21 protein-coding genes are annotated in these 24,352 nt (G+C 68.0%); 16 read left to right on the top strand and 5 right to left on the bottom strand.

The window, feature by feature from the left end:
* The 8 genes from ftsW (at position 1) to lpxC (ending at position 9,320) form a co-directional block, all read left to right on the top strand.
* Entirely contained in the window at positions 1-1,311 is a 1,311-nt protein-coding gene (gene ftsW / locus VFV21_RS04850; RefSeq protein WP_329668356.1) for a putative lipid II flippase FtsW, read from the top strand.
* Positions 1,308-2,384, top strand: coding sequence for an undecaprenyldiphospho-muramoylpentapeptide beta-N-acetylglucosaminyltransferase (gene murG, locus VFV21_RS04845; RefSeq protein WP_329668355.1), 1,077 nt, complete (start codon positions 1,308-1,310; stop codon positions 2,382-2,384). Before ftsW ends, murG begins: the two co-directional genes overlap by 4 nt.
* Positions 2,384-3,817, top strand: coding sequence for a UDP-N-acetylmuramate--L-alanine ligase (gene murC, locus VFV21_RS04840; RefSeq protein ID WP_329668399.1), 1,434 nt, complete (start codon positions 2,384-2,386; stop codon positions 3,815-3,817). The genes murG and murC overlap by 1 nt, the downstream gene beginning before the upstream one ends.
* Complete coding sequence (locus VFV21_RS04835; protein WP_329668354.1) at positions 3,814-4,776, top strand: D-alanine--D-alanine ligase; 963 nt, start codon at positions 3,814-3,816, stop codon at positions 4,774-4,776. The genes murC and VFV21_RS04835 overlap by 4 nt, the downstream gene beginning before the upstream one ends.
* Entirely contained in the window at positions 4,773-5,540 is a 768-nt protein-coding gene (locus VFV21_RS04830; RefSeq protein ID WP_329668353.1) for a cell division protein FtsQ/DivIB, read from the top strand. Before VFV21_RS04835 ends, VFV21_RS04830 begins: the two co-directional genes overlap by 4 nt.
* Positions 5,537-6,772: a cell division protein FtsA gene (gene ftsA / locus VFV21_RS04825; RefSeq protein ID WP_329668352.1), complete on the top strand. Its 1,236-nt coding sequence runs from the start codon at positions 5,537-5,539 to the stop codon at positions 6,770-6,772. The genes VFV21_RS04830 and ftsA overlap by 4 nt, the downstream gene beginning before the upstream one ends.
* 79 nt (positions 6,773-6,851) lie before the next feature.
* Entirely contained in the window at positions 6,852-8,081 is a 1,230-nt protein-coding gene (gene ftsZ / locus VFV21_RS04820) for a cell division protein FtsZ (protein WP_329668351.1), read from the top strand.
* Between the two features lie 327 nt (positions 8,082-8,408).
* Positions 8,409-9,320 carry a UDP-3-O-acyl-N-acetylglucosamine deacetylase gene (lpxC, locus tag VFV21_RS04815; RefSeq protein WP_034210819.1) on the top strand — a complete coding sequence of 304 codons (912 nt, stop codon included), beginning with the start codon at positions 8,409-8,411 and terminating at the stop codon, positions 9,318-9,320.
* Positions 9,321-9,417: 97 nt separating this feature from the next.
* Here the strand turns inward: lpxC and VFV21_RS04810 are convergent, their stop codons facing one another.
* Positions 9,418-9,921: a DciA family protein gene (locus VFV21_RS04810; protein WP_329668350.1), complete on the bottom strand. Its 504-nt coding sequence runs from the start codon at positions 9,919-9,921 to the stop codon at positions 9,418-9,420.
* On the opposite strand from VFV21_RS04810, the gene VFV21_RS04805 reads away from it, so the two are divergent.
* The 3 genes from VFV21_RS04805 (at position 9,908) to VFV21_RS04795 (ending at position 14,664) form a co-directional block, all read left to right on the top strand.
* Positions 9,908-10,822: a M23 family metallopeptidase gene (locus VFV21_RS04805; RefSeq protein ID WP_414638488.1), complete on the top strand. Its 915-nt coding sequence runs from the start codon at positions 9,908-9,910 to the stop codon at positions 10,820-10,822. The genes VFV21_RS04810 and VFV21_RS04805 overlap by 14 nt on opposite strands.
* A gap of 131 nt (positions 10,823-10,953) precedes the next feature.
* Positions 10,954-13,698 carry a preprotein translocase subunit SecA gene (gene secA / locus VFV21_RS04800; protein ID WP_329668348.1) on the top strand — a complete coding sequence of 915 codons (2,745 nt, stop codon included), beginning with the start codon at positions 10,954-10,956 and terminating at the stop codon, positions 13,696-13,698.
* Positions 13,699-13,707: 9 nt separating this feature from the next.
* Entirely contained in the window at positions 13,708-14,664 is a 957-nt protein-coding gene (locus VFV21_RS04795) for a Nudix family hydrolase (RefSeq protein WP_329668347.1), read from the top strand.
* A gap of 48 nt (positions 14,665-14,712) precedes the next feature.
* Here VFV21_RS04795 and coaE read toward each other — a convergent pair whose 3' ends face one another.
* Genes coaE through pilB form a run of 4 tightly spaced genes read right to left on the bottom strand, consistent with a single transcriptional unit; the run spans position 14,713 to position 19,187 of the window.
* Complete coding sequence (coaE, locus tag VFV21_RS04790; protein WP_329668346.1) at positions 14,713-15,333, bottom strand: dephospho-CoA kinase; 621 nt, start codon at positions 15,331-15,333, stop codon at positions 14,713-14,715.
* A gap of 4 nt (positions 15,334-15,337) precedes the next feature.
* The gene (locus tag VFV21_RS04785; RefSeq protein WP_329668345.1) at positions 15,338-16,204 is read right to left on the bottom strand and encodes an A24 family peptidase; all 867 of its coding nucleotides are present in this window, start codon (positions 16,202-16,204) and stop codon (positions 15,338-15,340) included.
* Positions 16,205-16,208: 4 nt separating this feature from the next.
* Positions 16,209-17,456: a type II secretion system F family protein gene (locus tag VFV21_RS04780; RefSeq protein ID WP_329668344.1), complete on the bottom strand. Its 1,248-nt coding sequence runs from the start codon at positions 17,454-17,456 to the stop codon at positions 16,209-16,211.
* 3 nt (positions 17,457-17,459) lie between these two features.
* Positions 17,460-19,187 (bottom strand): type IV-A pilus assembly ATPase PilB, encoded by a 1,728-nt coding sequence (pilB, locus tag VFV21_RS04775; protein ID WP_329668343.1) that lies wholly within the window; start codon positions 19,185-19,187, stop codon positions 17,460-17,462.
* A 137-nt stretch (positions 19,188-19,324) separates the two neighbouring features.
* Between pilB and VFV21_RS04770 the strand changes: the two genes are divergently transcribed.
* The 5 genes from VFV21_RS04770 (at position 19,325) to VFV21_RS04750 (ending at position 24,298) form a co-directional block, all read left to right on the top strand.
* On the top strand, positions 19,325-20,179 hold the full coding sequence (locus VFV21_RS04770; RefSeq protein ID WP_329668342.1) for a glycosyltransferase family 2 protein: 855 nt from the start codon (positions 19,325-19,327) through the stop codon (positions 20,177-20,179).
* Entirely contained in the window at positions 20,172-21,398 is a 1,227-nt protein-coding gene (locus VFV21_RS04765) for a glycosyltransferase (protein ID WP_329668341.1), read from the top strand. Before VFV21_RS04770 ends, VFV21_RS04765 begins: the two co-directional genes overlap by 8 nt.
* Before the next feature lie 178 nt (positions 21,399-21,576).
* Complete coding sequence (locus VFV21_RS04760; RefSeq protein WP_329668340.1) at positions 21,577-22,224, top strand: class I SAM-dependent methyltransferase; 648 nt, start codon at positions 21,577-21,579, stop codon at positions 22,222-22,224.
* Positions 22,221-23,510, top strand: a complete 1,290-nt coding sequence (locus VFV21_RS04755; protein WP_329668339.1) for a hypothetical protein — start codon at positions 22,221-22,223, stop codon at positions 23,508-23,510. Before VFV21_RS04760 ends, VFV21_RS04755 begins: the two co-directional genes overlap by 4 nt.
* Complete coding sequence (locus tag VFV21_RS04750) at positions 23,507-24,298, top strand: class I SAM-dependent methyltransferase (RefSeq protein ID WP_329668338.1); 792 nt, start codon at positions 23,507-23,509, stop codon at positions 24,296-24,298. Before VFV21_RS04755 ends, VFV21_RS04750 begins: the two co-directional genes overlap by 4 nt.
* Positions 24,299-24,352 lie beyond the last annotated feature (54 nt).

The raw sequence follows: 24,352 nt of genomic DNA, 5'->3' as shown, positions 1-24,352 counted from the left end.
ATGATCCCGACCGACCGCAGCCACCAGGCCACCCGCCTCGACGCCATCACCGGGCGCTACGACCCGGTGCTGCTGCTGTTGACGCTGGCCCTGGTCGGCCTCGGCGTGGTGATGGTGGCCTCGAGCTCGATCGCGATCGCCGAGGGCCTCGACGTCGGCCCGTTCTATTTCCTCGTCCGCCACGTCGTGTTCCTGGTCATCGGCGGTGGCCTGGCCTGGGCGCTGATGCGGGTCGAACTCAAGCTGGTCGAGAAGTACAGCCACCTGCTGCTGGCGATGTGCTTCGTGCTGCTGCTAATGGTGTTCCTGCCGGGCATCGGCCACACGGTGAACGGCGCCCAGCGCTGGCTGAACCTCGGCATCTCGAAGTTCCAGGCGGTCGAGGCGGTGAAGCTGATGTTCATCATCTGGCTGGCCAGCTACCTGGTGCGCTACCGCGACGAGATCGCCCAGCAGTGGATGGCGCTGATCAAGCCGCTGGCCATGGCCGGCATCATCGTGGTGCTGCTGCTCCTGCAGCCGGACTTCGGTTCGGCGGCGCTGATGCTGGCGATCACCGGCGGCATGGTCTGGCTGGGCGGCGCGCGCATCCGCAACCTGGTGATCCCGGCGCTGGTGGCGCTGCCGCTGCTGGCGCTGGTGGCGATCGCCGAACCCTATCGCGTGCGCCGCCTCACCTCGTTCCGCGATCCGTGGGCGGATCCGTTCAACGACGGCTTCCAGCTCACGCAGGCGCTGATCGCGATCGGCCGCGGCGAGTGGTTCGGCGTCGGCCTGGGCGGCAGCGTGCAGAAGCTCTTCTACCTGCCCGAGGCGCACACCGACTTCATTTTCTCGGTGACCGCCGAGGAGCTGGGCTTCGTCGGTTCCTTCGGCATCATCGCGCTGTTCGCCGCCTTCACCTGGCGCGCCTTCGACATCGGCTTCCGCGCGGTGAACATGCGCCGCCACTTCGCCGGCTTTTGCGCCTTCGGCGTCGGCCTGTGGGTGAGCCTGCAGTCCTTCGTCTCGATCGGCGTGAACCTGGGCCTGCTGCCGACCAAGGGCCTCACGCTGCCGCTGATTTCGTCCGGCGGCTCGAGCGTGCTGACCACCTGCATGGCGATCGGCCTGCTGCTGCGCGTGAGCTACGAGCTCGACCGCGCCGAGCGGCAGGTGGCGCGCCTGCGCAGCGGCGATGGCCTGCCCGAGCCGGGCGAGGCTTCGATCGACGCCGCGCCGCCGACGCAGTCGCCGGCCGCGCTGGCACCGGCCGTGGGCCCGCGCGGCTCGCGCCACCGCATCGAACCGAAGTTCGGAGCCGTCGCATGAGCGGCCCCGTGCTGATCCTCGCCGGCGGCACCGGCGGCCACATCTTCCCCGGCCTGGCCGTGGCCCAGGCGCTGCGCGCGCGCGACGTGCCGGTGCTCTGGCTCGGCGCCGCCGGCGGCATGGAAACGCGGCTGGTCCCGCAGGCCGGCGTGCCGCTGGAGACCATCGCCATCCGCGGCCTGCGCGGCAAGGGCGTGGCGACGCTGCTCAAGGCGCCGTTCGTGCTGCTGCGGGCGTGCCTGCAGGCGCTGGCCGTGGTGCGCGCCGCGAAGCCGCGCGCCGTGCTCAGCTTCGGGGGCTATGCCGCGGGACCGGGCGGGCTGTGCGCCTGGCTGCTGCGCCGCCCGCTGCTGGTGCACGAGCAGAACCGCGCGCCGGGCCTGACCAACCGCCTGCTGGCGCGGGTCGCGGGCAAGGTGCTGTGCGGCTTCCCGGGCAGCTTCCCCGGCCGCGACACCATCGACGTTGGCAACCCCGTTCGCCCGGCGATCGCCGCCGTGCCGCCGCCGGCCGAGCGCTTCGCCCACCGCGACGGCCCGGTGCGCCTGCTGGTGCTTGGCGGCAGCCAGGGCGCCTATGCGCTGAACACCGCGCTCCCGGCCTTGCTGGCGAAGCTGCCGGAAGCGCAGCGGCCGACCGTGCGCCACCAGTGCGGCGAGCGCCATGCCGAGGCCTCGCGCCAGGTGTATGCGCAGGCCGGCGTGGCCGCCAGCGTGGAGCCGTTCATCGCCGACATGGCCGAGGCCTACGCCTGGGCCGACCTTGTTGTGTGCCGCGCCGGTGCGCTGACGCTGGCGGAGCTGTGCGCGGCCGGCGTCGGCTCGCTGCTGGTGCCGTTCCCGAACGCGGTGGACGACCACCAGACCCGCAATGCCGAGTACCTGGTCGAGCGCGGCGCCGCCCGCTTGTTGCCGGAAGGCGAGGGCTTCGACGTGCGCCTGCTCGAAGCGCTGTCCGCGCTGCTCGCCGATGCGCCCGCGCGGCTGGCGATGGCCATGTCCGCGCGCGCCGCCGCCCGCCCTGACGCCGCCGAGCGCGTCGCCGACCTCGTGCTGAAGGAGGCCCGCGCATGATCCGCCGTCGACTGCAGGACACCGGCGACCTGGCCCGCGCCTTCCCGCGCGTGCACTTCATCGGCATCGGGGGCGTCGGCATGAGCGGCATCGCCGAGGTGCTGGTGACGCTGGGTTACCAGGTCTCGGGCTCGGACCAGAATGATTCCGCCGCCACCCGCCGCCTGCTGGCGATGGGCGCCGCCATCCACCGCGGCCACGCCGCCGGGAACATCGCCGGCGCCGACGTGGTGGTGGTGTCGAGCGCGATCCGCGCCGACAACCCGGAGCTGGTCGCCGCGCGCGCCGAGCGCATCCCGGTGGTCCCGCGCGCGGAGATGCTGGCCGAGCTGATGCGCTTCAAGCGCGGCATCGCCATCGCCGGCACCCATGGCAAGACCACCACCACCTCGCTGGTCGCCAGCGTGCTGAGCGAGGGTGGCCTCGACCCGACCTTCGTGATCGGCGGCCAGCTGCTGTCGGCCGGCGCCAACGCGCGCCTCGGCGGCGGCCAGTGGCTGGTGGCCGAGGCGGACGAGAGCGACGGCAGCTTCCTGCGCCTGAACCCGCTGGTGGCCGTGGTCACCAACATCGACGCCGACCACCTCGAGAACTACGGCGGCGACTTCGAGCGCGTCAAGGCGGCGTTCAACGAATTCCTGCACCGCCTGCCGTTCTACGGCCTGGCCGTGCTGTGCGTGGACGACGCGGAGGTGGCCGCGCTGGCCGCGGAAACGCCGCGCCACCTGGTCAGCTACGGCATCGACCAGCCGGCCGACGTGTACGCCCGCGACGTGCGCCAGGACGGCGCCTGCATGCGCTTCACCCTGCACCTGCCGGAAAGCGCGCCGCAGGCCGTGACCCTGAACCTGCCGGGCCGCCACAACGTGCTCAACGCGCTGGCCGCCGCCGCCATCGGCTGGCAGCTGGGCGTCGAGCCCGCCGCGATCGCGTCGGCGCTGGAGAAGTTCCAGGGCATCGGCCGCCGCTTCAACCTCAAGGGCGAGCTCGACTTCGGCCGCGGCAAGGCGCTGCTGGTGGACGACTACGGCCACCACCCCAAGGAGTTGGAAGCGGTGTTCGCCGCCGCGCGCGGCGGCTGGCCGCAGCGTCGCCTGGTGGTGGCCTTCCAGCCGCACCGCTACAGCCGCACCCGCGACCTGTTCGACGACTTCGCCGCGGTGCTGTCGAGCGCCGACGCCGTGCTGCTCACCGACGTATACCCGGCCGGCGAATCGCCCATCGCCGGCGCCGACGCCAAGTCGCTGGCGCGCGCGATCCGCGCCCGCGGCCGCATCGACCCGGTGCTGGCCGGCGCCGCGCGCGAACTGCCGGCCGTGCTCGCCGACGTGCTGCACGACGGCGACCTGCTGCTGGTGATGGGCGCGGGCGACATCGGCCACGTCGCCGCCGACCTGGCCCTGCACGGACTGAATGGAGAACCCAAGGCATGACGCCGATCCCCGCCGCGCGCGTGACTGATCCGAAGGCCTTCGGCCGCGTCGCCGTCCTGATGGGCGGCACCAGCGCCGAGCGCGAGGTGTCGCTCGAATCCGGCCGCAACGTGCTCGAGGCCCTGCGCGCCCGCGGCATCGACGCGCAGCCGGTGGACGGCATCCCGGCCCTGCTCGAGGCGCTGCTGGCCAAGCGCTTCGACCGCGTGTTCAACATCCTGCACGGCAACAAGGGCGGCGGTGAAGACGGCACCCTGCAGGGCCTGCTCGAAGCGCTGCGCGTGCCTTACACCGGCTCGGGCGTGCTGGGCTCGGCGCTGGGCATGGACAAGATCCGCACCAAGCAGGTCTGGCTGTCGCTGGGCCTGCCGACGCCGCGCTATGCGCGCCTGGCGCCGGGCGCCAACGTGGTCGACGCCGCGCGCGCGCTGGGCCTGCCGGTGATCGTCAAGCCGTCCTGCGAAGGCTCGAGCGTCGGCGTCTCGCGCGTGTTCGACGAGGCCGGCCTGGCCGCCGCGGTCGACCTCGCCGCGCGCTACCCGGGCGAGCTGCTGATGGAGCAGATGATCGTCGGCGGCGAGTTCACGGTCGGCATCCTCGGCGACGTGGCCTTGCCGAGCATCCGCATCGTGCCGGCCGGCGAGTACTACGACTACCACGCCAAGTACGTGGCCGAGGACACGCAGTACCTGTGCCCGGGCCTGGACGGCGAGGCCGAGGCCGCGATCCGCGCGCTGGCGCTGGCCGCCTTCCGCGCCGCCGGTTGCACCGGCTGGGGCCGCGTCGACGTGATGCGCGATGCGGCCGGCAACAACTACCTGCTCGAAGTGAACACCGCGCCCGGCATGACCAGCCACTCGTTGGTGCCCAAGGCCGCGGGCCAGGTCGGCATCGGCTTCGAGGAGCTGTGCTGGCGCGTGCTCGAGACCAGCCTGCCGCCGGGGGACGCCACGCCGTGAACGCCCTGCTGCGCATCATCGCCTGGACCTTCGCCATCGCCCTGGTGGCGCTGCCCGTGGTCGCCGTGCTCAACGGCTGGATCGCCGGCGAGCGCTGGCCGATGCGCAAGCTCGCGGTGACCGGTGAGTTCGCGCAGGTGGACGAGGCGGCGGTGCGCGAGGCGGTGCTGCCGCTGGTGCAGCGCGGCTTCTTCGCGGTCGACCTGGACCAGGTGCGCGACGCCGTCGCCGGCCTGCCGTGGGTGGAGCGGGTGGAAGTGCGCAAGCGCTGGCCCGACCGCCTCGAGGTGAGCCTGACCGAGCACACGCCGGTGGCGCGCTGGCCCGACGGCCGCCTGCTGTCCGAGGACGGCAAGCTGTTCGCGGCGCCCGAGGGTGCCGGTGCCGGCCTGCCGCTGTTCGAGGGTCCGGAAGGTCGCGCCAGCGAGCTGATGTCCTTCCACAGCCTGGCGCGTCCGCTGTTCCTGACCGTCGGCGCCAAGGTCGAGTCGGTGCAGCTCAGCGCGCGCGGCAGCTGGAGCCTGAAGCTCGACGACGGCACCGCGGTCGAAGCCGGCCGCGGCGACCCACAGGCCCGCCTCGCCCGCTTCGCGCGCCTGCTGCCCAAGCTGCGCGACAACGAGCCGCGCGTGCTGGTGCGCGCCGACCTCCGCTACACCAACGGCTTCACCCTGGTCTGGGGCGATCCGCCGCCGGCCATCCCGAACGAACCCGAGGCATCGCCCGGCGACGCCCCCGCCGGCACGCAGGAAGGAAACGCATGAACCGCAAAGGCGACAAGTCGCTGATCGTCGGCCTCGACATCGGCACCTCCAAGGTCACCGCCCTGGTGGGTGAGTACTCGCCCGGCCACGAGATCGAGGTGATCGGCATCGGCTCGCACGAATCGCGCGGCATGAAGCGCGGCGTGGTGGTGGACATCGAGTCCACCGTCCAGTCGATCCAGCGCGCCGTGGAAGAGGCCGAGCTGATGGCCGGCTGCGAGATCCGCTCGGTCTACGCCTCGATCACCGGCAGCCACACCCAGTGCCGCAACTCGCCGGGCATCGTGCCTGTGGCCGGGGGCGAAGTGACCTACGCCGACCTCGACCGCGTGCTCGAGGCCGCGAAGGCGGTCGCGGTGCCGGCCGACCAGAAGATCCTGCACGCCATCGCCCAGGAATACATCGTCGACAACTCGCAGGAAGGCATCCGCAACCCGGTGGGCATGAGCGGCGTGCGGCTTGAGGTGCGCGCGCACCTGGTCACCGGCGCCCAGTCGGCGGCCAGCAACGTGATGAAGTGCGTGCAGCGCTGCGGCCTGCAGGTGGACGACCTGATCCTGAGCTCGCTGGCGTCCAGCACCGCGGTGCTGACCACCGACGAGAAGGAGCTGGGCGTGGTGCTGGTGGACATCGGCGCCGGCACCACCGACATCGCGGTGTTCGTGCAGGGCGCGATCCGCCATTCGGCTTCGCTGCCGATCGCCGGCGACCAGGTCACCAACGACATCGCCCACCTGCTGCGCACGCCGACGCCGGAGGCCGAGCAGATCAAGGTCCGCTACGCCTGCGCGCTGGCGCAGCTGGCCACCGCCGAGGAATCGATCCAGGTGCCGAGCGTGGGCGACCGCCCGCCGCGCCGCCTGGCCCGCCAGGCCCTGGCCGAGGCGGTGCAGAACCGCTACGAGGAAATCTTCGAGATGGTGCAGGCCGAACTGCGCCGCTCCGGCTTCGAGGAGCTGGTGCGCGCGGGCCTGGTACTGACCGGCGGCGCGTCGCGGATGGAGGGCGTGGTCGAGCTCGCCGAGGAAATGCTGCACATGCCGGTGCGGGTGGGGATTCCCCAGCACGTCTCCGGCCTGGGCGAAGTGGTGGGCAACCCGGTGCACGCCACCGGCGTCGGCCTGCTGCTGTGGGGCAGCCAGTTGGAACACCCGCGCCGCCCGACGCTGTCGGCGGGCAAGGCGGGCACGGTTTGGACGAAGTTCAAGAACTGGTATCGCGGTGAGTTCTGAACGGCGTCACTGAGGTAGCGGCAAACGCAGCGAACAAGAAAACACAAACCCCTGGATTCGAATCACGGAGGACGCGGACATGGCACATTTTGAACTGATCGAGAAGTTGGCACCCAATGCGGTAATCAAGGTCATCGGCGTTGGCGGTGGCGGTGGCAACGCCGTCGCGCACATGGTGAACGCGGGCGTCGAGGGCGTGGAATTCATCACCGCCAACACGGACGCGCAGGCGATCAAGCAGTGCGGCGCCAAGCTGCAGCTGCAGCTCGGCGGCAACGTCACCAAGGGCCTGGGCGCCGGCGCCAATCCGGAAGTGGGCCGCCAGGCCGCGCTTGAGGACCGCGAGCGCATCGTCGAGGCGCTCGAAGGCGCCGACATGGTGTTCATCACCGCCGGCATGGGCGGCGGCACCGGCACGGGCGCCGCCCCGGTCGTGGCGCAGCTGGCCAAGGAGCTGGGCATCCTGACCGTCGCGGTCATCACCAAGCCGTTCCCGTTCGAGGGCCGCCGCCGCATGCAGGTGGCGCTCAAGGGCATCGAGGAGCTGAGCCACCACTGCGACTCGCTCATCACCATCCCGAATGAAAAGCTCATCACCGTGCTGGGCCGCCAGGCCACCATGGTGCAGGCCTTCCGCGCGGCCAACGACGTGCTGCTGGGCGCCGTGAAGGGCATCGCCGACCTGATCGTCAGCCCGGGCCTGATCAACGTCGACTTCGCCGACGTCCGCACCGTCATGTCCGAGATGGGCCTGGCGATGATGGGCACCGGCGTGGCCCGCGGCGATGACCGCGCCCAGGCCGCCGCCGAGGCCGCGATCTCCAACCCGCTGCTCGACGAGGTGAACCTGTCCGGCGCCAATGGCGTGCTGGTCAACATCACCGCCGGCCCGGACTTCACCATGGCCGAGTTCGACGAGATCGGCCGCACCATCGAGGACTTCGCCTCCGAGGACGCCACCGTCGTCATCGGCACCTCGCTGGACCCGGACATGCAGGACGAAGTGCGCGTCACCGTGGTGGCCACCGGCCTCAACCGCGGCGTCGTCCGCCAGGCCGCCCCGCGCGCCCCGGAGAGGGAGGCCTACCGCGCCCCGGTCAAGCTGGTGCGCAACGCCAGCACCGGCCAGGTGGACTACGACGCCATGGCCAACGTGACCGCGGCCCCGCCGCAGGCCCACGGCCACATGGGCCTGCGCGCCAGCCGCTCGGCCGAGCCGGCGTCGGCCGCGACCAGTGCCCTGTCGGACTTCCCGACCGACCACAGCTACCTGGACATCCCGGCCTTCCTGCGTCGCCAGGCCGACTGAGTCGAAAGGCGGCCGGCCGCCCGCGCCCGACCAGGCGTGGCGGTGCGGTTCGCAGCCGGCCGGCCAGGAAGGTCGCGTCCGGATAGGGTCTGGTCCCGCTTGCGGGGTTAGGCCTGCTGTCCCCAGGGGGTCAGGAAACCTTGGCCCGCCGGCCCTGCCGGCGGGTCCTTTTCCGGCCGAGGGGTCCAAAGACGGGCTTAAAAGTGTGATCCAGCGCACATTTGTTGCTGAAATGGGACGCTGGGAATAATGTTAGGTTTTCGTTCATTGCGCCCTGTGCTATGGTTCGAGCGGTTTTGCGCGCTCCTCCCGGAGAACGCCACAAAAATGATCAGACAAAGAACCCTCAAGAACGTCATCCGCGCCACCGGCGTCGGCCTGCACAGCGGCGAAAAGGTCTACATGACCTTGCGTCCGGCTGCGCCCGATACCGGCATCGTCTTCCGGCGCGTTGACTTCGAATCGCCGGTCGAGATCCACGCCAAGGCCGAAAAGGTCGGCGACACCAGCCTGTGCACCGCGCTGGTCGAGGGCAATACCCGCGTCATGACGATCGAGCACCTGCTGTCGGCCATGGCCGGCCTGGGCATCGACAACGCCTACGTGGACCTGTCCACGGCCGAAGTGCCGATCATGGACGGCTCCGCCGGTCCCTTCGTGTTCCTGCTGCAGTCCGCGGGCATCGAGGAGCAGGCCAAGGCCAAGCGCTTCATCCGCATCCTCAAGCCGATCAAGGTCGAGGACGGCGACAAGTGGGCCCGCTTCGAGCCCTTCGAGGGCTTCAAGGTCGGCTTCACCATCGATTTCCAGCACCCCATCTTCAACAAGTCGACCTCCAGCACCGAGATCGACTTCTCGACCACCTCCTTCGTCAAGGAAGTGAGCCGGGCCCGTACCTTCGGCTTCATGAAGGACATCGAGTTCCTGCGCGAGCGCAACCTGGCGCTGGGCGGCTCGATGGACAACGCCATCGTCCTGGACGATTACCGCGTGCTCAACGAGGACGGCCTGCGCTACGAGGACGAGTTCGTGAAGCACAAGATCCTCGACGCCATCGGCGACCTGTACCTGCTGGGCCACAGCCTGATCGGCGCCTTCTACGGCTACAAGTCCGGCCACGCGCTCAACAACCAGCTGCTCCGCACCCTCCTGGCCGACACCTCGGCCTGGGAAGAGGTCACCTTCGAAGATCCGGCCCTGGCGCCGATTTCCTACGCCCACCCCGCCCAGGCGGTGTAAGGCGGCTGTCATCCCGCGGTAGCGGAATGAGACAGGGGTCACAAAGTTTGACCCCCATTTAACGCCTGCTTAACGACTCGACCCCGAGGCCGGGGCATCATGCCCCGTCGGTGCCTGACCGGGACGACGAGGCCAGCCGCAGAAGCTGAGCCCGGAGCTCCGGATCGGAAACCGATTGGGCGGTGGCCCGCAGTGAATCGCGGACTGCCTCGGAGAGTGGACGGGCGGTACCGGTCCCCGTGGGGACGGGCAACACCGGAGCGGACACTTTCACCACGAGCGACCGGCCCCTGAGGCCAGCCGCGGCCGCCGCGTCCAGCAGGGCGTCGGCATGCAGCCGCAGCTTGGCCTTCCAGACCGGCGCGCTCACCAGGAATACCAAGTGCTTGTCATCCACGTTGGCCAGCTTGCACTGGCCGGCCAAGGTGGCGGGGAGACTCTGGCGCAGCAAAGGGTCAAGCGCAGCCAGCCATTTGGCGCGCTCGACCACGTTGGCGAGCCCGGAACCAGCCAGCGCTTCAAGCGCCAGCGGGGGCAGGGCAGGCAGCGATGCGGCGCCGCGGACGCGGGTTTTAGGTGGTTCAGACATGATGAATGTCATCATCGCAGCAAAATTCCTCCGGGCGCCAAAAAAACTGGCGTTCGACCAACCGAAGGTCGCGGGGATTGCACTGGGCGCCATCGCGCTGGTGCTGGCCACCGCCTTCGGGCTGGGCTACCTGGCCCGCGGCGCCAACGGCGCGGCCCTCCAGGAAATCGCCCGCATGCAGTCCCAGCTCGACGCCCAGGCGGTCGAGCTCGCCCAGGCCCGCGAAGAGGCCCAGCGCGAAGTCAACGCCATCGCCGCCCGCGTCGGTGAGCTCCAGGCCCAGGCCAACCGCCTCAACGCCCTCGGCGACCGCCTGACCCGCGTCGGCAAGCTCAAGGACGGCGAGTTCAATTTCGGCGAGCTGCCCGGACAGGGCGGTGGCGAGACCGCCGGCGACATCGCCGCCGGGGACCTGCTCGCCAGCCTCGACCAGCTACAGTCGCAGTTCGACCATTCCGGCCGCCAGCTCGACGTGCTCGAGGCCCTGTTGTTCGACCAGGACGTGGACGCCAAGCGCACGCCGTCCGGCATGCCGGCCCCGGGCTACATCGTCTCGGGCTACGGCAGCCGCAACGATCCCTTCGGCCGCGGCCGCGCCCACCACATGGGCATCGACATCGATGCCAACGGCGGCGACCCGATCACCTCCGCCGCCGACGGCGTGGTCAGCTACTCCGGCTGGCGCAACGGCTACGGCAACACCATTGAGATCGACCACGGCAACGGCTTCAAGACCCTGTATGCCCACAACGCGGCGAACCTGGTCAAGGCGGGCGACGTCGTGCGCGCCGGCCAGCTGATCGGCAAGGTCGGTTCCACCGGTCGCTCCACCGGTTCGCACCTGCACTTCGAGATCATGCTCGACGGTCGCCAGGTCAACCCGCGCCAGTACCTGGACCGGGTCCGCGGCTGAGCACCCCGGGCGGGCTTGATAGTCCCGCCCCCGTCCCCAAGTTAGACTAGACGGCCGCGACGCCCCCCGAGGGCTGCCGCGGCCGTTTCGTTTCGCGCCCTGCGCGGTCCTTTCCCTTACCGGTTTTCCCCATGCTCAACAGCTTGCTCACCCGCATCTTCGGCAGCCGCAACGATCGACTGCTGCGCCAGTTCCAGAAGAACGTCGCCGCGATCAACGCCCTGGAGCCCGAGCTGGAGCGTCTCAACGACGCCGCCCTCAAGCGCAAGACCGAGGAATTCCGGGAGCGGGTCGCCAACGGCGCCAGCCTCGATTCGCTGCTGGTGGAAGCCTTCGCCGTCTGCCGCGAGGCCTCGCGCCGCGCCCTCGGCCTGCGCCACTACGACGTGCAGCTGATCGGCGGCATGGTGCTGCACTCGGGCCGCATCGCCGAGATGCGCACCGGCGAGGGCAAGACCCTGGTCGCCACCCTGGCGGTCTACCTCAACGCGCTGGCCGGCAAGGGCGTGCACGTGGTCACCGTCAACGACTACCTGGCCAAGCGCGACTCGGCCTGGATGGGCAAGCTCTACAACTTCCTCGGCCTGACCGTGGGCGTGGTCTACCCGGGCATGCCGCATTCGGACAAGAAGGGCGCCTACGCCGCCGACATCACCTACGGCACCAACAACGAATATGGCTTCGACTACCTGCGCGACAACATGGCGCTGTCCAAGGACGACCGCTTCCAGCGCGGCCAGTTCTTCGCCATCGTCGACGAGGTCGACTCGATCCTGATCGACGAGGCCCGCACCCCGCTGATCATCTCCGGCCCGGCCGACGATTCCCCGGAGCTGTACGTCAAGACCAACCGCATCGTCCCGCACCTGGTGCGCCAGGAGAAGGAAGACGGCGAGGGCGACTACTTCGTGGACGAGAAGGGCAAGCAGGCCCACCTCTCGGAGCAGGGCATGGTCCGGGCCGAGGAACTGCTGCGCAAGGCCGGCATCATCGGCGAGGACGACACGCTGTACTCGGGCAACAACCTGGCGGTGGTTCACCACCTCAACGCCGCGCTGCGCGCGCATGCGCTGTTCCAGCGCGACGTGGACTACATCGTGCGCGACGGCGAGGTCATCATCGTCGACGAGTTCACCGGCCGCACGCTGGCGGGCCGCCGCTGGTCGGACGGCCTGCACCAGGCCATCGAGGCCAAGGAAGGCGTGCCGATCCAGCGCGAGAACCAGACCCTCGCCTCGATCACCTTCCAGAATTACTTCCGCATGTACGGCAAGCTGGCCGGCATGACCGGCACGGCCGACACCGAGGCCTATGAGTTCCAGACCATCTACGGCCTGGAAGTGGTGGTGATCCCGACCCACCGGCCGATGGTGCGCAAGGACCACGCCGACCTCGTCTACCTGGCGCGTCCGGCGAAGTACGACGCGGTCATCGAGGACATCAAGGACTGCTACGGCCGCGGCCAGCCCGTGCTGGTGGGCACCACGTCCATCGAGACCTCCGAGCTGCTGTCGAACCAGCTCAAGAAGGTCGGCATCCCGCACGAGGTGCTCAACGCCAAGCAGCACGAGCGCGAGGCGCAGATCGTCGCCGACGCCGGCAAGCCCAAGGCCGTCACCATCGCCACCAACATGGCCGGCCGCGGCACCGACATCGTGCTCGGCGGTTCGCTAGAGTCCGAGCTGCACAAGCTCGGCGAAGAGGCGACCGACGCCGACAAGGCCCGCGCCAAGGCCGAGTGGCAGAAGCGCCACGACGAAGTGAAGGCCCTCGGCGGCCTGCACATCATCGGCACCGAGCGCCACGAGAGCCGCCGCATCGACAACCAGCTGCGCGGCCGCGCCGGCCGCCAGGGCGACCCGGGCTCGTCCCGCTTCTACCTGTCGCTCGAAGACAACCTGATGCGCATCTTCGCCGCCGACTGGGTGCAGCGCGCCATGCGCGGCATGGGCATGAAGGAAAACGACGTCATCGAGTCGGGCCTGGTGACCAAGCAGATCCAGAACGCCCAGCGCAAGGTCGAGGCCCACAACTTCGACATCCGCAAGAACTTGCTCGACTTCGACGACGTCGCCAACGACCAGCGCAAGGTCATCTACCAGCAGCGCAACGAGCTGCTCGAGTCCGACTCGGTCGAGGACGCCATCCTCGCGATCCGCGAGGACGTGGTCACCGAGATCGTGCGCCGCCACGTGCCGGCCGAATCGATCGACGAGCAGTGGGACCTGCCGGGCCTCGAGCGCGCGCTGGCCGACGAGTTCGGCCTCGAGGTCGACCTGCAGGGCCCGGCCCGCACCGAGTCGGAGATCGACGACGAGCGCATCCTCGACCTGGCCCAGCAGGCGGCGACCCGCCTGTTCGAGGCCAAGCAGGCCCAGCTGGGTCCCGAGATGATGCGCAGCCTCGAGAAGCACCTGATGCTCAACGTGCTCGACCAGAACTGGAAGGAGCACCTGGCGCGCATGGACTACCTGCGCCAGGGCATCCACCTGCGCGGCTTCGCGCAGAAGCAGCCCAAGCAGGAGTACAAGCGCGAGAGCTTCGAGCTGTTCGGCGACATGCTGGCCAAGGTGAAGCTGGAAGTGGTGTCGCTGCTGGCCCGCGTCCGCGTCCGCAACGAGGAAGAAGTGGCGGCCATGGAAGCCGCCGAGCGCCAGCGCCTGGCCGCCAAGTCGCAGCAGATGCAGTTCCAGCATCCCGAGACCGGCGGCTATGGCGCGGACGAGGAAGCCGCCGAGGCCCAGGCCCAGGCGGCCCGCGGCGAAGGCGTGCTGGCCACCCCGGTCCTCCGCGACGAGCCCAAGGTCGGCCGCAACGATCCCTGCCCCTGCGGCAGCGGCAAGAAGTACAAGCAGTGCCACGGGCGCCTGGAGTGACCCCGGCGCATGCCCGGCGACCGACCTAAACCCCCGGTGCACGTGGTCGCGGCCGTCCTCCGGGACGCCCGCGGCCGGATCCTGCTGGCCCGCCGTACCGCCGGCCGCGACCTGGCAGGCGCCTGGGAGTTCCCGGGCGGCAAGGTCGAACCCGGTGAAACCGCGCTGGAGGCGCTCGAGCGCGAGCTTCGCGAAGAGCTGGGCATCCGCATCGGCCCGGCGCGTCCACTGGTGTCGGTGCCGCAGGCCTATCCGGGCAAGCGCATCGTGCTCGACGTCTACGAAGTGGACCAGTTCGAGGGCACCGCCCGCGGCCTGGAGCGCCAGGCCCTGGCCTGGTCGCCGCCGGAGAAGCTGGCCAGCTACCCGATGCCGCCCGCCGATCGCCCGGTGGTGGCCGCGCTGACCGCCGCCGATCGCTACCTGATCACCCCCGAGCCCGCCGATCGCGCCGGCTTCCTTTCGAAACTGGACAAAGCCCTGGCCGCCGGGGCGCGCCGCATCCAGCTCCGGGCCAAGGCGATGGCCCCGGCCGACCTCGCCATCCTGGCCCGCGACGCCCAGATCCGCTGCCGCGCCAAGGGTGCCCAGCTGCTGCTCAACGGCGAGCCCGGGCTGGCGGCCGGGTTGGGCCTGGGGCTGCACCTGCGCTCGGCCCAGCTGATGGCCCTGTCCTCGCGCCCGGCGCTGGCCGAGGGCCAGCCCGTGGCGGCCTCCTGCCACGATGCCGAAGAGCTGGCGCAGGCCGAGCGCCTGGGCCTGGATTTCGTGGTGCTGGGGCCGGTGCGCGCCACGGACTCCCATCCCGGGGTCGAGCCCATGGGCTGGGACAAATTCGCCGCGCTGCGCGAAGGCGTCTCGCTGCCGATCTATGCGCTGGGCGGCATGAAGCCTGCCGACGTGGCCGTGGCGCGCCGGCATGGCGGACAAGGCGTGGCGGGGATCCGGGGCCTTTGGCCCAAGTAAAGCTTCGGGACTGAAGTCCCTCCTACAGCGCCTCGTGCAGGAGGGACTTCAGTCCCGAAGCTTCTGTGCCAGGGACCGGTACCGCGGATGCAGCTTTCGCACCGCCGCCACCAGGTCCTGCACCGAACCATCGTTCACGATCACATCGTCCGCGATCGCCAGCCGCTGTTCGCGGCTGGCCTGTGCCGCGACCATGCGTGCTGCCAGCTCCGCCTCCAGCTGGTCGCGCTGCATCAGCCGGGCCTGCTGGACCGCGCGGGGCACGTCGACCACCAGGATGCGGTCCAGCCACGGGTAGCTGGCGCGACCGCCGCCCTCGGCCAGCAGGGGGATGGCCACCACGGCGTAGGCCCCGGGCGCGGCGGCGCAGGCGGCCTTGAGCCAGGCGCGGATGCGGGGATGGAGGAGGGCCTCGAGGTCGCGCTTGGCGGCTGGGTCGGCGAAGACGCGGCGGCGCATCGCGACTCGGTCGAGCTGGCCGTCGGGCAGCAGGCTGTCGGCGCCGAAGCGCGCGACGATGTCCTGCAGGGCCGGCTGGCCCGCGGCCACGATGTCGCGCGCGGCGATGTCGGCATCCACCACCGCTACGCCCAGGCCCTCGAAGGCACGCGTGGCCTCGGACTTGCCGGAAGCCACGCCGCCGGTCACGGCGACCAGGGTCGCGGCCATGGGCTCAGTCCAGGCCGGAGATGTCGCGGTAGGCTTGGATCAGCTGGGCGCCCCAAAGCAACTGCACCCAGCCGGCGGCCGCGAGGTAGGGGCCGAAGGGGATCGGCGTGGCGCGGTCGGCGCCGCGCCAGGTGATCCAGAGCGTGCCGACGACTGCGCCGATCAGCGACGAGATCAGCACGATCGGAAGGATGGCGGTGGCGCCGCACCAGGCGCCCAGCGCGGCCAGCAACTTGAAGTCGCCGTAGCCCATGCCCTCCTTGCCGGTCAGCCACTTGAACAGCTTGTACACCGTCCAGAGGCTGAGGTAGCCCGCCATGGCGCCGAAGATGGCCTGGCTGGGGGAGGTGAACAGCGTGACGGTGGATAGGCCCAGGCCGATCCACAGCAGGCTCAGCGTGAGCTGGTCCGGAAGCAGGGTGGTGCGCAGGTCGATGCCGGCCAGCGCGACCAGGAAGCCGGTGAACACCATCGCGGCCAGCGCCTCGGGGCTGGCGCCAAAGCGCCAGACGCAGGCCGCGAACAGCAGGCCCGTGACCAGCTCGACCACCGGGTACTGGATCGAGATGGCGCCGCCGCAGCCCCGGCAGCGGCCGCGAAGGGCGATCCAGCTCAGCACCGGGATGTTTTCCCAGGGCGCCAGCTTGTGGCCGCATTTCGGGCAGGCCGAGCCCTGCACGACGATGCCGGGCGGGGCCGGCTCGTAAGGCTCGGGCAGCTCCAGCATTTCGCGGCTGGTCTTGCGCCACTCCCACTCCAGCCAGGGCGGCAGGCGCAGGATGACGACGTTGAGGAAGCTGCCGACCAGCAGGCCGAAGACAAGGGCCAGGCCGAGCGCGAAGCCCGGCGTGGCCTGGATCAGCTCGAGCATCGGGTCAGCCGACGGTCGCGGCCAGCTTGAAGATCGGCAGGTACATGCCGATGACCATGCCGCCGACCAGCACGCCGATGACCACCATGATGAAGGGCTCGATCAGGCTGGCCAGCGCATCCACGGAGTTGTTCACTTCCTGCTCGTAGAACTCGGCCACCTTGAGCAGCATGGTATCGAGCGCGCCGGCCTCTTCGCCGATGGCGGTCATCTGCACCACCATGTGCGGGAACACGTTGACCTGCTTCATGGCGACGTTGAGCTGGTAGCCAACCGAGACGTCGTCGCGGATGCGCATGACGGCCTCGTTGTAGACGATCGAGCCGGTGGCGCCGCCGACGGTCTCCAGCGCCTCGACCAGCGGCACGCCGGCCTTGAAGGTCAGGGCCAAGGTGCGGGCGAAGCGGGCGATGGCCGACTGGTGCAGGATCATGCCGATCACCGGCAGCTTCAGCATCATCCGGTCGACGTTGCGCTCCAGTGCCGGCGAGCGCTTGTAGATGAACAGGAAGCCGAAGATGGTGCCGAGGATGATGCCCAGCACCGCCCACCACCAGGCCGTCAGGAAGCGCGAGGCGTTGACGATCATCTGGGTGAAGGCGGGCAGGTCGGCGCCAAAGCCCTTGAAGACGTCCTCGAACTGCGGCACCACGTAGATCAGCAGGATGGCGCTGACCAGGATCGCTACCGCGATGACGGCCGCCGGGTAGAACAGGGCCTTCTTGATCTTGCCCTTCAGGGCCTCGGTGCGTTCCTTGTAGGTGGCGACCGTGTCGAGCACGGTGTCGAGCACGCCGGCGCCTTCGCCGGCGCGGGTGAGGTTGCGGTAGAGCGAGTCGAACTGCACCGGGTGCCGCGCCATGGCCTCGCTCAGCGAGCTGCCGCCGGCGATGGAGTCGCGGATGTCGAGCAGCATGTCGCGCATGCGCGGGTTCTTCTGGCCGCCGGCCAGGATCTCGAAGCTCTGCACCATCGGCACGCCGGCCTGCAGCATGGTGGCGATCTGGCGGCTGAAGACCGAGATGTCCTGGGCGGTGATGGCCTTGCCGGCCGAGCCGAACAGGGGTTTGGCCTTGGTGCGGACTACCGTCGGGTTGATGCCCTGCTTGCGCAGCTCGGCCTTGAGCAGGTTGGCATTCCTGGACGTGGTCTCGCCCTTCATCTTGACACCGCGCTTGTCGGTGCCCTCCCAGATGAACTGCTCCATCGCGTTGGTGCGCTGGGGGGGAGTTTTGGCAGCGGTCGTCGCCATGGCTTAGTCCTTCGTGACGCGGTTGATTTCGGCCAGGCTGGTGACGCCCTGCCTGGCCTTGAAGAGGGCGGACTGCCGCAGGTCGCGGACGCCGGCTTGCTGCGCCGCCTGGGCGATCTGCAGGGCATTGCCGCCCTCGAGGATGATGGCCTGGATGTTCTCGGCCATCGGCATCACCTGGTAGATGCCGACGCGGCCCTTGTAGCCGTCGTTGCAATCCTCGCAGCCACCGGGCTCGAACAGGGTGATGCCGGCCTTGATGTCCTCGTGCGTGAAGCCTTCGGCCAGCAGGGCGTTCTCGGGCAGGCTGATCGGCTTCTTGCAGGCATCGTGCAGCCGGCGCGCCAGGCGCTGGGCGATGATGATGGTGACCGACGAGGTGATGTTGTAGGGCGCGATGCCCATGTTCATCAGGCGCGAGACGGTCTGGGGGGCGTCGTTGGTGTGCAGGGTGGACAGCACCAGGTGGCCGGTCTGGGCCGCCTTGACCGCGATCTCGGCGGTCTCGAGGTCGCGGATCTCGCCGACCATGATCACGTCCGGGTCCTGTCGCAGGAAGCTGCGCAGGGCCGCGGCGAAGGTCATGCCCTTCTTGACGTTCATCTGCACCTGGTTGATGCCCGGGACGCGGATTTCGACCGGGTCCTCGGCGGTGGAGATGTTGCGCTCCTCGGTGTTGAGGATGTTCAGGCCGGTGTACAGCGAGACGGTCTTGCCCGAGCCGGTGGGGCCGGTGACCAGGATCATGCCGTAGGGCTTGGCCAGGGCGTCGAGGTAGAGCTGCTTCTGGTCTTCCTCGTAGCCCAGCTTGTCGATGCCCAGCTTGGCCGCGCTGCCGTCGAGCAGGCGGAGCACCACCTTTTCGCCGAAGAGCGTGGGGCAGGTGGACACGCGGAAGTCCATCTGCTTGGTCTTGGAGATGTTGAGCTTGATGCGGCCGTCCTGCGGAAGGCGGCGCTCGGCGATGTCGAGCTGGGCCATGACCTTCAGGCGCGCGGTGATGCGCGGGTGCAGCTTTACCGGGGCCTTGGCCACGCTGCGCAGGATGCCGTCCATGCGCAGGCGCACCCGGAACTCGGTCTCGTAGGGCTCGAAGTGGATGTCCGATGCGCCGCGCTTGATCGAGTCGAGCAGCACCTTGTTGACGAAGCGCACCACGGGGGTGTCGTCGCCGCCCTTGGCGTCGGCGATGTTGTCGTTGCCGTCGTCGTCGCCGCCGGTGGACTCGAGGTTCTCGAGGCCCTCGTCGTCGCCCATGCTGTCGCCCATGCTGTCGCTGGCGGTCAGGGCCTGCTCGATGCTGCGGCGGAGCTTCTCCTCGTCGACCAGGATCGGCTCGACGGTGAGGTTGGCGGCGAACTTGATCTCGTCCAGCGCCCGGGTGTTGGTGGGGTCGGCGATGCCCACGAACAGGCGGTTGCCACGCTTGAACAGCGGCAGCGCCTGGTGCTTGGTGATCAGCTCTTCGCTGACGAGCTTGGTGGCGGCCTGGTTGAGGTCGAGCGCGGCGCTGTCGAACAGCGGCATGCCGAACTCGACCGCGTTGGCCCCGGCGATGTGCGCGCTGGTGACCAGCTTCTTCTCGAGCAGGTAGAGGTGGATGGGCCGCTTCTGCTTGCTGGCCTCGTCCAGGGCCTTGCGCGCATCGGCCTCGCCCAGGACGCCGTCCAGCACCAGGCGCCGGGCGATGCCGGTGATACCCACCAGGTTGGCGGTCGCGTTGGCGTTCACTCTGCTCCCCAGAGACGCACGGATGCCCCAACTGTACCCGAAAACAGGCCGCTGGCCAGCCTCTTGCAACACCTTCTTATAGTCAGGAGGGGGGTGGGATCAAGTAAGCTTGGGGTCGGGTCCATTCAGGGGTGGCCATGAAGGTCAGCGTGGTGTTGCCTGCCAAGAACGAGGCCGAGGGGCTGCGGCGGACACTGCCGGCCCTGGCCGCGACCCTGCCCGGGGCCGAGGTGATCGTGGTCGACGACGGCTCCACCGACGACACCGCCGCCGTGGCCGCCGCGCTGGGCGCCCGGGTGCTGTCGGCCCCGTATTCGATGGGCAACGGCGCCGCCATCAAGCGGGGCGCGCGCCTGGCCACCGGCGAGGTCATCGTGTTCATGGATGCCGATGGCCAGCACGACCCGGCCCTGATCCCCCAGCTGCTGGCCCGCCTCGAGGCCGGCCACGACATGGTCGTGGGGGCCCGTGATGGCAGCGGCCAGGCCAGCGTCGGGCGCTCGCTGGCCAACCGGTTCTACAACCGGCTCGCCAGCTGGATGACCGGCCACGACGTGAGGGACCTGACGTCCGGCTTCCGGGCGGTGCGCGCCGATAAGTTCCGCGAATTCCTCCACCTGCTGCCGAACGGCTTCAGCTATCCCACCACCAGCACGATGGCCTTCTTCCGCAGCGCCTACCCGGTGGACTACGTGTCGGTACGCGTGGACAAGCGGGTGGGCACGGCCAGCCACATCCGGCCCCTGAAGGATGGGGTCCGGTTCCTGCTGATCATCTTCAAGATCGCCACCCTGTACTCGCCGTTGAAGCTGTTCCTGCCCACCAGCGCGGCCTTCTTCCTGCTGGGGGTGGGCTACTACAGCTATACCTTCGTGACGCAGGGGCGGTTCACGAACATGAGTGCGCTGTTGTTGAGTGCGGCCGTGATCATTTTCCTGATCGGCCTGGTTTCCGAGCAGATCACCTCCCTCACCTATCGCCGGGATGCCTGACCTGGATCGTGACCCGCGACCGGTGCTGATGGTTCTCGCGTCGACGTATCCCCGTTGGGCCGACGACCGGGAACCCGGATTCGTACACGAATTGGCAAAACGGATGGTCGGAACATTCCGGGTCATTGCCATAGTGCCGAGTGCGCCTGGCGCGGCTGGGCGAGAAGTATTGGACGGGGTTGAGGTTGTCCGATTTCGATACGCCCCACGTCGTTGGGAGACTTTGGTCAACGACGGGGGGATATTGGCGAACCTAAAGCGATCAGGGATGAAATACCTCCTCCTTCCCGGCTTCGCCATTTCCCAGTTGGTTACCGCAGGCAGATGCCTTCGCCGGGAACAAGTTGACATCGTCCATGCCCACTGGCTGCTGCCGGCAGGAGCGGTTGCCGCGTTGCTCAGGATGTCGTCGGGTGCGCGAACGCCTTATTTGGTGACATCTCACGGCGCCGATCTTTTTGCACTGAGATCGGGCATTTTCCAGCGACTGAAGCGTTGGGTCGCGAAGGGCGCGGCGGGAATAACGGTGGTGAGCACCGCCATGCGGAGGGAACTGGCCGCGATCGGGGTGCCTCCATCCCGCGTGAGCGTCCAGCCCATGGGGGTCGACCTTAGCGAAAGATTCACTCCCATCGCCAATGTGCCGCGTTCGCCCGTGGAAATATTGTTCGTTGGTCGGATTGTGGCGAAGAAGGGGCTAATTCACCTGATCGACGCAATGCCCGCAATCCTCGCTGAACACCCGTCCGCATTCCTGACCGTTGTTGGATTTGGACCGGAAGAGGCGGCCTGCAGGGGTCGGGTCCGGGAGCTGTCAATTGACGACCACGTGCGATTCGTCGGAGGAGTCTCGCAGACAGCGTTGCCTGAACTGTATCGGCGTGCGGCTGTATTCGTGGCCCCATTTGTCCAGGCGAGTGATGGAGACCAAGAAGGGCTCGGATTGGTCGTAGTCGAAGCTGTTGGCTGCGGCTGCCCGGTCGTCGTCAGCGATTTACCAGCCGTTCGGGATGTATTTGCCAATGAGTCGCCGGCGGCGCTGGTCAAGTCGGGCTCACCTTTGGAACTGGCGAGGGCGGTATCTGCGGTCCTCTCCAGCCCTCCAGGGACGGAGAGCCTCAGGAAAAGCCTGCTTCATAGGTTCGATTGGTCAGTGGTGGCGAACGGGTACGTCGACTTGCTGGGCCAGCTTGTCGGTGCCAGGGGGCGTTCCCTTTGATCGGTCCGGGCCCCGGATTTCGGATGGAATTGGTTGCGCCGCCTTGCCCGGGTGGCGCGCGTGAAGCGTGCGGTTTTTCATTGAAGTCGGGGACACAGTGAACTCAATTCCTGTCCGCCAGCCTCATGCCGTCCTCGATCTGCCTTCGAGGCGTTCGAAAGCCCTGAAAATTGAGAAATTGCTGCGGCTCGACGAGATAAGCGTTCCCGTTCGAATCCTGGAGGTTGGAACGGGTAGTGGTGGGATAGCGCACTACTTTGGAACCCATGCCAGTGGTCGGTTCGAGGTCCACGCCGTGGATGTCTTTGACAGTCGAGTGGTGCGGGAGGGCTATGAATACCAAACGGTCGAGGGTGTCGAACTGCCCTTCCCGGAAGACTATTTCGACGTGATCCTGACAAACCATGTGATCGAACATGTCGGGGGTCGCTCCGAGCAGCTACGGCATCTGTCGGAAATTCGTCGTGTAATGGCTAACGGTGGGTTGGGATACCTGGCGGTTCCAAATCGTTGGATCCTGGTCGAGCCACACTTCCAATTGGCCCTGCTGAGTTGGCTTCCGCGCTCGTGGCGCAGCTCCTATGTAAGGCTAAGGGGGCGCGGCGCCTGTTACGATTGCGAGCCTTTGCAGCTTCCGGAGCTGGAGGGGTTGCTCGCTTCGTCCGGGCTTCGCTTCAAGAACATGGGCACGCTGGCGTTGCGCGTACTGCTGGAGATCGAGCGGCCCGGCTCCGCAGGTGATCGCATTTTGCGGCATGTGCCGGACTGGCCTTTGGACCTCTTCGCCAGGTTGTTGCCGACGCTAATCTACCGGTTGCAGAAATGAAGTCGATCGTCGGCAATCGCTTGGCAGGTTTGCTGGCGTCTACCACTGGCGCGGTGGCAGTCAGAGCCAGCAAGGTGCTTGCATGGAATGCTCTGCGCCTCGGATTCCAGCTCGTCTGGGCGATTGCGCTTGCCCGGACATTGGGTGCCGAGGGCTACGGAATTTTCTCCGGGGTTGCCGGTCTGGCTGTCGGATTGAGCGGATTGGTGGGCGCTGGACTGGGCCTGCGAATGTATCAGGACGCCGTTACGAACCCCGCCGTCTTTGATCGGCGATGGGCGCAAGCCAAGCGTGCCCTGGCGTGGAGCGGCTTGTTCCTTGGCAGCGCCTTCGTGGCCGCGGCTGCCGTGTGGGATTTTTTGCCCGACGCGACGATAGTGCTGTTTGTCGCGGTGGCCATTTCTGAGCTGGTAATGGCTCCGGCAGTCACCCTGATTGCCTTCGGCTACGCAGCGAAAGGCAGGATGGCGGACTCCGCGATGGCGCCGGCGCTCCTTTCGCTGGCCAGAATGGTCGCGGCAGGCGTCTTCCTGCTTGCACCGGTTGGCGCAACCTTGTCTAGCTATGCTGTTCTGCATGTCGCGGCAACGGCGCTGGCAGTGCTGCTATTGACCTGGCAGTTCCGGCGCACGGTTCCGATCGGTTCCGCCAGTTCGGCGGTTGACTCCGGGGACATAGCCATCGGCATGGGTTTCACATCAATTTGGTTCAGTGGCGCGGCTTTGGGATCATTTGACAAGGCGGCAGCGCTTCATTGGGGCGGTGCGGTGAGTGCCGGCGCCTATACCGCCTCCCATCGCTTCGCCAGCCTGTTGGCGCTGCCTGTCGAGGCTTTGCTCATGACCGCTCTGCCGCACTTGTTCAAGGCACGCTTCGAGCCGGAAAACGGCTGGGGCGTGATAGTGAAGCTGCTTTTGGCAACGACCGGCTACGGCCTACTTGCAGGGGTGGCTTTGTGGTGGCTTGCGACGGCGTTGCCATGGATACTCGGATCCGCCTTCAATGAATCGGTAGAGGCCGCCCGTGTCCTGGCGTGGTACTTGCCGGTCTTCTGCCTGAGGTCTTTGGCGGCGAATATTCTGCTCGCATTCCAGCAGAAGGCGTGGCGCTTCTCGTCGGAGATGGGTGCCTTGCTGGTCTTGCTCGTTCTGGTTGCGTCGTGGGCTCCCGCTGGCGGGGGCGTGGCACCTGCAAAGGCATTGCTGATGACCGAAATGGTCCTGATGTTGGCAATGTGGGCCAGAGTTCTTCCATTGTTTTGGAAACTTCGAACCGGTACCCAATGAGCATCGACTATCTGCACGGCATCCGGGATTTCGAGTTGGATGTTGCCATAAGAGATTTCCCTTCCCAGGCCACGGGCGGGAAAGAGGTGCGTGTTCTGGATCTCGGCGCCGGAACCGGACGTCAGGCCGCCAGGCTGCAGCAGTACGGTTACTCTGTAATCGCGGTGGATATGCCGAGCAGTGCCTACGCCAACGCCCGGATATTCCCTGTGCAAGACTACGATGGCAAAAACATACCCGTCGAGGCCCAGGCGTTGGATGTGGTTTTCAGTTCAAACGTGTTGGAGCACGTTGCTGATTTGGACGTCCTTCTGGCGGAGACGAGAAGGGTGCTCTCGCGTAACGGAGTTGCAGTACATGTGCTTCCTACTCCTGCCTGGCGAATATGGACCACGCTGACCCATTTTCCTTGGCTGGTGAAGCGCTCGATAAGCACTGTTCTTGGACTTCGCCGCACTTCGGCTACCGGCCCGGCGGAGTACTCGCGCGGTGGCTTCTGGGCAGATCTTTTTCCGAGGCGCCATGGTGAGCGCGGAAACGCAATCACCGAGGCTTGGTATTTCTCAAGCAGGTGGTGGAGCAAGGCTTTTGCGCGAGCGGGCTTCGTAGTCCTGGCCACACGTCCGGCCGGGATCTTCTATACAGGCAGCCTCCTGTTCGGACCCCGGCTAAGGACCGATTTCAGGCAGTGGGTTTCCAGATTCTTGGGTTCATCCTGCAGAATATACGTATTGCGGCCCGCGGGGCCTGCGAAAAACCTCAGCTCAAGCGCGAACAGTGAGTCGTAACGGATGAAATTTGATCGGCAGCCTCCATTGGTCAGCCCAGCAACAGGATCGCCG

The organism is Arenimonas sp., from assembly GCF_036275555.1.
In the GTDB taxonomy this organism is placed as follows: Bacteria; Pseudomonadota; Gammaproteobacteria; order Xanthomonadales; family Xanthomonadaceae; genus Arenimonas.
The sequence above is the reverse complement of the archived record's forward strand: the minus strand, read 5'-3'. Positions and strand labels throughout refer to the sequence as shown.

Bases quoted from the DNA above. Each gene is read 5' to 3' on its own strand.
- VFV21_RS04810 (WP_329668350.1), bottom strand. From the start codon at position 9,921: ATGACATTCATCATGTCTGAACCACCTAAAACCCGCGTCCGCGGCGCC.
- ftsW (WP_329668356.1), top strand. From the start codon at position 1: ATGATCCCGACCGACCGCAGCCACCAGGCCACCCGCCTCGACGCCATC.
- VFV21_RS04755 (WP_329668339.1), top strand. From the start codon at position 22,221: ATGAAGTCGATCGTCGGCAATCGCTTGGCAGGTTTGCTGGCGTCTACC.
- VFV21_RS04785 (WP_329668345.1), bottom strand. From the start codon at position 16,204: ATGCTCGAGCTGATCCAGGCCACGCCGGGCTTCGCGCTCGGCCTGGCC.
- VFV21_RS04780 (WP_329668344.1), bottom strand. From the start codon at position 17,456: ATGGCGACGACCGCTGCCAAAACTCCCCCCCAGCGCACCAACGCGATG.
- VFV21_RS04805 (WP_414638488.1), top strand. From the start codon at position 9,908: ATGATGAATGTCATCATCGCAGCAAAATTCCTCCGGGCGCCAAAAAAA.
- VFV21_RS04835 (WP_329668354.1), top strand. From the start codon at position 3,814: ATGACGCCGATCCCCGCCGCGCGCGTGACTGATCCGAAGGCCTTCGGC.
- VFV21_RS04765 (WP_329668341.1), top strand. From the start codon at position 20,172: ATGCCTGACCTGGATCGTGACCCGCGACCGGTGCTGATGGTTCTCGCG.
- murG (WP_329668355.1), top strand. From the start codon at position 1,308: ATGAGCGGCCCCGTGCTGATCCTCGCCGGCGGCACCGGCGGCCACATC.
- ftsZ (WP_329668351.1), top strand. From the start codon at position 6,852: ATGGCACATTTTGAACTGATCGAGAAGTTGGCACCCAATGCGGTAATC.
- coaE (WP_329668346.1), bottom strand. From the start codon at position 15,333: ATGGCCGCGACCCTGGTCGCCGTGACCGGCGGCGTGGCTTCCGGCAAG.
- VFV21_RS04770 (WP_329668342.1), top strand. From the start codon at position 19,325: ATGAAGGTCAGCGTGGTGTTGCCTGCCAAGAACGAGGCCGAGGGGCTG.
- VFV21_RS04750 (WP_329668338.1), top strand. From the start codon at position 23,507: ATGAGCATCGACTATCTGCACGGCATCCGGGATTTCGAGTTGGATGTT.
- secA (WP_329668348.1), top strand. From the start codon at position 10,954: ATGCTCAACAGCTTGCTCACCCGCATCTTCGGCAGCCGCAACGATCGA.
- VFV21_RS04795 (WP_329668347.1), top strand. From the start codon at position 13,708: ATGCCCGGCGACCGACCTAAACCCCCGGTGCACGTGGTCGCGGCCGTC.
- ftsA (WP_329668352.1), top strand. From the start codon at position 5,537: ATGAACCGCAAAGGCGACAAGTCGCTGATCGTCGGCCTCGACATCGGC.
- lpxC (WP_034210819.1), top strand. From the start codon at position 8,409: ATGATCAGACAAAGAACCCTCAAGAACGTCATCCGCGCCACCGGCGTC.